Annotated in this window: 4 protein-coding genes and 1 tRNA gene; 4 read left to right on the forward strand and 1 reads right to left on the reverse strand. The window is 72.3% G+C overall.

Features of this window, described 5'->3' with window-relative positions:
* Window positions 1–6 precede the first annotated feature (6 nt).
* The 3 genes from WCD74_RS23570 to WCD74_RS23580 all read left to right on the forward strand — a co-directional run bounded on the left by WCD74_RS23570 (window position 7) and on the right by WCD74_RS23580 (window position 3,977).
* Window positions 7–978, forward strand: a complete 972-nt coding sequence (locus WCD74_RS23570) for a VOC family protein (protein WP_337697331.1) — start codon at window positions 7–9, stop codon at window positions 976–978.
* On the forward strand, window positions 971–2,938 hold the full coding sequence (locus WCD74_RS23575) for an acetoacetate--CoA ligase (protein ID WP_337697332.1): 1,968 nt from the start codon (window positions 971–973) through the stop codon (window positions 2,936–2,938). The genes WCD74_RS23570 and WCD74_RS23575 overlap by 8 nt, the downstream gene beginning before the upstream one ends.
* A gap of 127 nt (window positions 2,939–3,065) precedes the next feature.
* Entirely contained in the window at window positions 3,066–3,977 is a 912-nt protein-coding gene (locus tag WCD74_RS23580) for an amidohydrolase family protein (RefSeq protein WP_337697337.1), read from the forward strand.
* 207 nt (window positions 3,978–4,184) lie between these two features.
* On the opposite strand, the gene WCD74_RS23585 is transcribed toward WCD74_RS23580, so the two are convergent.
* Window positions 4,185–4,258, reverse strand: a tRNA-Arg gene (locus WCD74_RS23585).
* Between the two features lie 55 nt (window positions 4,259–4,313).
* Between WCD74_RS23585 and WCD74_RS23590 the strand changes: the two genes are divergently transcribed.
* Window positions 4,314–6,218, forward strand: coding sequence for a bifunctional copper resistance protein CopD/cytochrome c oxidase assembly protein (locus tag WCD74_RS23590; RefSeq protein WP_337697333.1), 1,905 nt, complete (start codon window positions 4,314–4,316; stop codon window positions 6,216–6,218).
* Window positions 6,219–6,516 lie beyond the last annotated feature (298 nt).

Raw genomic sequence — 6,516 nt, forward strand, 5'->3', positions numbered from 1 at the left:
AGCAAGATGGGACTGCACCGCCTCACCGACATCGTCATCGGCGTCCCGAACGTCGTCGAGACCGCCGGCTACTACTCCGAGTTCGGGCTCCGACCCAGCGAGGTCGCCACGGTCTACGGCGAGACCGTGCCCGGCCCCGACCCGGACGCCACCCACCGCTTCTCGACCGTTGACGGCGGCCACCAGCTCGAGGTCCGCCACAGCCCACGCCGGCGACTGATGTCGCTCGGGGTCGGCGCCGACGACCCCGACGACCTCGACCGGATCGCCACTTCGCTTGCCGCCCTCGAGATCGACGCCCGCCGCGACGGCGACAGCCTCCGCGCCGTCGACCCCACCACCGGACTGCACGTGGTGGTCTCCGTGTCACCCCGCATCCAGCAGGACCCGACCCCCACCCCGCCCTACAACGCCCCCGGTGACGTGGAGCGCCCCGGGGTGCGCGCCCCGGGCATCCTGCGGCCCGAACCGGTCCGGCCCCGCAAGCTCGGTCACGTCGTGTTCGGATCGACCGACCAGGCCGCCACCCAGCGCTTCTTCACCCAAGGGCTCGGCTTCAAGGTCAGCGACGAAGCGCCCGGGCTCGCGTCGTTCATGCGCTGCTCCAGCGACCACCACAACGTCCTGGTCCAACAGGCACCGGTCAGCTTCCTGCACCACACCTCCTGGGAGGTCGACGACGTCGACGAGGTCGGACGCGGCGCCACCGCGATGCTCGAGAACCACCCGGAACGCCACACCTGGGGGTTGGGCCGCCACTACATCGGCTCGAACTTCTTCTGGTACCTGCGAGACCCCGCCGGCAACTTCTCCGAGTACTACTCCGACATCGACTGCATCCCCGACGACCAGGTCTGGGAGCCCGGCGTCGTCGCGGGCGAGAAGAGCCTCTACTCCTGGGGGCCCCCGCCCCCGCCGTCGTTCCTGCAGCCCGACGACCTCGCCGAACTCATGACCGGCGCCCACGACGATGCCTGACCCCACCCCACCTGAGAACTGCGCGGGGACGGTGCTGCGCGAGCCGTCCGACGACGTCCTCGACACCACCCGCATCGGCCAGTACGTCCGATGGCTCGCCGCGGAACGTGGGCTGAGCTTCGAGGACTACCACCAGCTGCATTCCTGGTCGGTGAACGACCCGGACGGCTTCTGGTCCTCGATCTGGGACCACTTCGCCGTCCGCGGCAGCTACGACACGGTCCTGGGAAGCCGAGCCATGCCCGGCGCCCGATGGTTCCCCGGCGCCCACCTCAACTACGCCGAGTACCTGCTCGACGGCGCCGCGGACCTCGACGAGACCGCCGTCATCGCCCACTCCCAGACCCGGGACCCGGTCGAGCTCACCTTCGCCGAGCTCGCCGCGCAGGTCGCCCGTACCCGCGTCGGGCTGCAGCGGTGCGGCGTCACCCGGGGCAGCCGCGTCGTCGCCTACCTGCCCAACATCCCCGAAGCCGTCATCGCGTTCCTCGCGTGTGCCTCGCTCGGCGCGGTCTGGGCTGCGTGCGCTCCCGAGTTCGGCGCCCGCAGCGTCATCGACCGCTTCGCCCAGCTCGACCCCACGGTCCTGCTCACCGTCGGCGGCTACCACTACGGCGAGAAATCGATCGACAAGACCGCCGACGTCGCCGCCATCCGTGCCGGCCTGCCCACCCTCGAGCACGTCGTCGCCGTCCCCTACGGCCCGCACGCCGTGCCCGACGCTATCACCTGGGACGCCGTCACCGCCGAGTTCGCGCCTCTCACCTTCGACGCCGTCCCCTTCGACCAGCCGCTCTACGTTCTGTTCTCCTCGGGTACCACCGGGCTGCCGAAGGCGATCGTGCACGGGCACGGCGGAATCCTGCTCGAGCACCTCAAGAGCCACGCCCTGACCATGGACACCCGACCCGGTGACCGCTTCCTCTGGTTCACCACGACCGCCTGGATGATGTGGAACGTCCTGGTGTCCGGGCTGCTGCACCGCGCCGCGATCGTGCTCGTCGACGGCAACCCCACCTACCCCGACCTGCTCGAACAATGGCGCATCGCCGCCGCCTCCCGCGCGACCCTGCTCGGCACGAGCCCCGGCTACCTCATGGCCTGCCGCAGGGCCGGCGTCCACCCGGCCCGCGACCTCGACCTGTCCGCGCTGCGCAGCGTCGGCGTCACCGGCGCCCCGCTGCCCGACAGCGGCTTCGACTGGCTCGCCGAGCAGTTCGGGCCCGATCTGCTGGTCAACCCGATGAGCGGCGGCACCGACGTCTGCTCGGGATTCGTCGGCGGCTCGCCGTGGCTGCCGGTGTATCGCGGTGAACTCTCCGGTCCCGGCCTCGGGGTCGACGGCGCCGCGTTCGACCCGGACGGTCGGGAGGTCGTCGGAGCCCCCGGGGAACTCGTGATCCGCCAACCGATGCCGTCCATGCCGGTTCGGTTCTGGAACGACCCTGACGACCAGCGCTACCGGTCCACCTACTTCGACACCTATCCCGGTGTCTGGCATCACGGCGACCGCGTCACCGTCACCGCGCGCGGCAGCTTCGTCATCAGCGGGCGCTCCGACGCCACCCTGAACCGCGGAGGCGTCCGCCTCGGCACCGCCGAGTTCTACGCCGTCGTCGAGGAACTCCCCGAGGTCCTCGACAGCCTCGTGGTCCACCTCGAGGACGCCGAGGGAGGCCCCGGCCGGCTCCTGCTGTTCCTCGCACTCACCCAGGGGACCGAGCTGGACGACGAGCTGCGCACCCGGGTCCGACGAGCCCTGCGCGAACAACTCTCACCGCGCCACGTCCCCGACGTGATCGACGTCGTCCCCGCCGTGCCGCGCACCCTGACCGGGAAGAAGCTCGAGGCGCCCATCAAGAAGATCCTCCGCGGCCACCCGGTCGCCGACGTGATCAGCGCGGACTCCGTCCAGAACTACGCCGCCGTCAGCGCCTTCACCGACCACGCCGAAGCCTGACCCCACCCGCCAAGACCACCCCGAGCCCGAGGCGAGAGACGCTCTGGCCCGGCAGGACCGATCAGCACGAGGAGAAGCCATCACCACCGCGCACGCGGCCGGCGGCCGCATCGACGTCCACCAGCACCTGCTCCCCGCCGACTACCTCGCCGCCCTCCAGCGCCACGGCATCGCCGAAGCCGGTGGCCGAGCCCTGCCCGCCTGGAACGCCGAGGCCGCACTCGCGATGATGGACGACCACCACATCGCGACCGGCGTGCTCTCCCTGTCCACCCCGGGCACCCACCTCGGCGACCCCGCCGAAGCCCGCGACCTCACCGTGCGCCTCAACGACGCCCACGCCGAGCTCGTCAAGGACCGACCCGACCGCTTCGGCATGTTCGCCTCGGTGCCGCTGCCCGACGTCGACGCCGGCCTCGACGCGATCGCCCACGCCGACGACGACCTGCACGCCGACGGCGTGGTGCTGCTCGCCAACCACCAGGGCACCTACCTCGGCGAATCGGCCTTCGACCCCGTCATGGCCGAACTCGACCGCCGCAACCTCGTCGTGTTCGTCCACCCCGCCGCCCTGCCCGCCCCGCCCGTGGAAGGAATTCCGCCCTTCGCCGCGGACTTCCTGCTCGACACCACCCGAGCCGCCTACCTCCTGGTCCGCAACGGCGTCGTCAGACGGCACCCGAACCTGCGCATCGTCCTCTCCCACGCCGGCGGATTCGTGCCCTACGCCGCGCACCGCATGGCCACCGGGATGGCCCTCGAAGCCGGCCGCGACATGGCCGACGTCGTCGAGGACTTCCGGACCTTCTACTACGACACCGCCCTGTCCGGGAGCCCCTCGGCCCTGCCCACCCTGCTCGCCTTCGCCAAGCCCGACCACATCCTCTTCGGCAGCGACTGGCCCTTCGCCCCCGCCACCGTGGTCACCTACTTCACCGACGGTCTCGACGAGTACCTCGCCCAGCACGAAGGCCCACAGCCCACGAGTCCGGCCATCAACCGCGACAACGCTGCAAAGCTCTTCCCACGGTTGCAGTAGGGCACAGACCAGCGTGAACCGAGGTCGAGCTCTGATCGGCATGGTTCAACTTCCGGAAACACCACTTCTCGGAAGTTGAGATTCCCGGCGTCGACGGGCGCCGGTCAGCACGCGGGACAAGGGCGACCCGGCGCATGTACACGACCCATGCCACGACACGCCCGGGAGAGCGAGCGCCGAGCCCACCTACAACGCCCTGACCTGCGGCGCCCCCGGCAGGACTCGAACCTGCGACCTTGGCATTAGAAGGGCCTTGCTCTGTCCAGCTGAGCTACGGGGGCCGGCGGGGACCAGCGTAGTGCCGGGCACCGCTCGTGCCCGCCTACCCTGGACGTCGTGGTCCGCCCGACCGACGCCGACGCGCCGCCCGCCGCGACCCCACGCCGTCCGTCGACCGGTACGGCCCTCGTGTCGCAGGCCGCGCCGGCCGCGGTGGTGGCCGCCGTCGTCGCGCTGGCCCTCACCGCGCTCTCCGGCGCGGAGACCTACGCACGGCTCGGCCTCCCCGACCCCGGGGCCGTCGTCACCTACGGCCTCCCGGTGGTCCGCGCGCTCACGGAGTCGGCCGCGGTCGTCACGGTCGGGGCCCTCCTGCTCGCCGCGTTCCTGGTGCCCCCGCCGGGGCTCGGATGGCTGTCGGCCGAGGGCTACCGCGCCGTCCGCGTCGCGTCCTGGTCCGCGGCGGCCTGGGCGGCCGGAGCGTTGGTCACCGGGGTCCTCGCCGTCGCGGACGCCTTCGCCCGACCTCTGGCGGACGTGCTCACCACTAGCACCCTGGGCGAGTCCGTCACCGGGCTCCCGACCGCCCGCATCTGGTTCCTGACGGCGGGTGCGGCCCTGGCCGTCGCGGTCCTCGGCCGGCTCGCCCTGTCCTGGGGCGCGACCGTGGGCGCCTTCGCGCTCGCCGTCGTCGGCGTGCTGCCCGCCGCGTTCGGCGGCCACTCCGGCACCGGGACCTCCCACGACCTCGCGACGTCGAGCCTCGCCCTGCACGTCGTCGCGGCCGCCTGCTGGGTCGGCGGCCTCGTCGCCGTGCTCGCACACGCCGCGGTGGGCGGCGCACACCTGCCGACGGCGCTCGGGCGGTTCTCGACGACGGCCTTCTGGTGCTGGGTGGTCCTCGCCCTCTCCGGCACGGTCAACGCGCTGCTGCGGGTGAACCCTGCCGACCTGACGACGAGCACCTACGGGCTGCTGCTCCTCGGCAAGGTCGCGGGTCTGGTGGTCCTCGGGGTCTTCGGCGCGACGCACCGCACCCGGACCGTCCCCGAGGTCGCCGACGGCTCGCGGGCCGCACTCGTGCGCCTGGGCGGCGTCGAGGTGCTGATCATGTTCGCGACGATCGGCGTCGCGGTCGCCCTCGGCCGCACCCCGCCTCCGGAGATGACGGACGCGCCGCCCGGCCGTGGGGAGGCCCTGCTCGGCTACGCCGTGGACCGGCCGCTCGATCTCCCCGGTCTCGTCACGGCGGCCCGGCCCGACCTGATCCTCGGGTCCCTGGCGGTCGTCGCCGCTCTCGCCTACCTCGCAGGCGTCCGGCGACTGCGTCGGCGAGGGGCCGAGTGGCCGGTCGCGCGAACGCTCGTCTGGCTCGTCGGGTGTGTGGTCCTGCTGGTCGCGACCTCGAGCGGGCTCGGTCGGTACGCCCCGGCGCAGGTCAGCGCGCTGATGATTCAACAGGTCCTGGTGATGACGGTGGTCGGACCGTGCTGGGTGCTCGGACGCCCCCGTCGGTTGCTGGCCCTGGTCCGTCCCGAGACGTCCGGGGGACCGCCGGGCCCGGGCGCCTGGGTCGCCGGGCTGGGGCGCTCCCGCCTCGGGCGGCTGCTCTCCTCGCCGGTCGGGGCGGTGGTCGTGTTCGTGGGGACCGGGTGGTCGCTCGACGTGGCCGGGCTCGTCGACGTCCTGGTCCCCGGGCAGGCGGGACGCCTGGTCATGACGGCGGGCGCCCTCGGCGCCGGGTGCCTGCTCGCCCGGGTCGTGACCGACGGGGCGGTGGCGGTCGGCACGCGGGTCGTGGTCCTCGTCGTGACGGCGGTCGCGCAGGCCGGGCTGTCGGCGGTGGTCGTGAGCTCGTCCCGGGTCCTCGGCGGCGAGTACTGGGACCGACTGGGGCTCGCGTTCGTCGACCGCCCGGCCGACCAGGTCCTGGGTGGTCTGGGCCTGGGTCTCGGGGTCGTCCCTCTGCTGGCCCTGCTCCTTAGCGCCCGCACCCGGTCCGACGTGCAGGTTTCCGCATGATCGACCCCCGGTGAACGGGACGTTCCGAGAGGGCGTAGAGTTCTCATCGCTGCCGGGGAACGGACGCGAACAGCGGCCGGCCGGGAGAACGGACAGTCCGAGGAGTCATCCTCCGGGTCCGGTACAGTCGAAGACCGAGGCGATCTCGGACCACCTGGTGGAGATCGAATCGCCTCACCGGTCGCTCCGTTCGGGCGGGCCGCGCCGAGGGTCACCCCCCGGAAACGCCCCCGACAGACTTCCGGTACAGTAGGAATCACCGCGGATGGAACTGCTGGGAAACCAGCTGGCTCTGTCG

Source organism: Actinomycetospora aurantiaca, from assembly GCF_037401875.1.
GTDB classification, from domain to species: Bacteria; Actinomycetota; Actinomycetes; order Mycobacteriales; family Pseudonocardiaceae; genus Actinomycetospora; species Actinomycetospora aurantiaca.

Coding starts and splice junctions, on each gene's coding strand:
- WCD74_RS23570 (WP_337697331.1), top strand. CDS start 7: ATGGGACTGCACCGCCTCACCGACATCGTCATCGGCGTCCCGAACGTC.
- WCD74_RS23575 (WP_337697332.1), top strand. CDS start 971: ATGCCTGACCCCACCCCACCTGAGAACTGCGCGGGGACGGTGCTGCGC.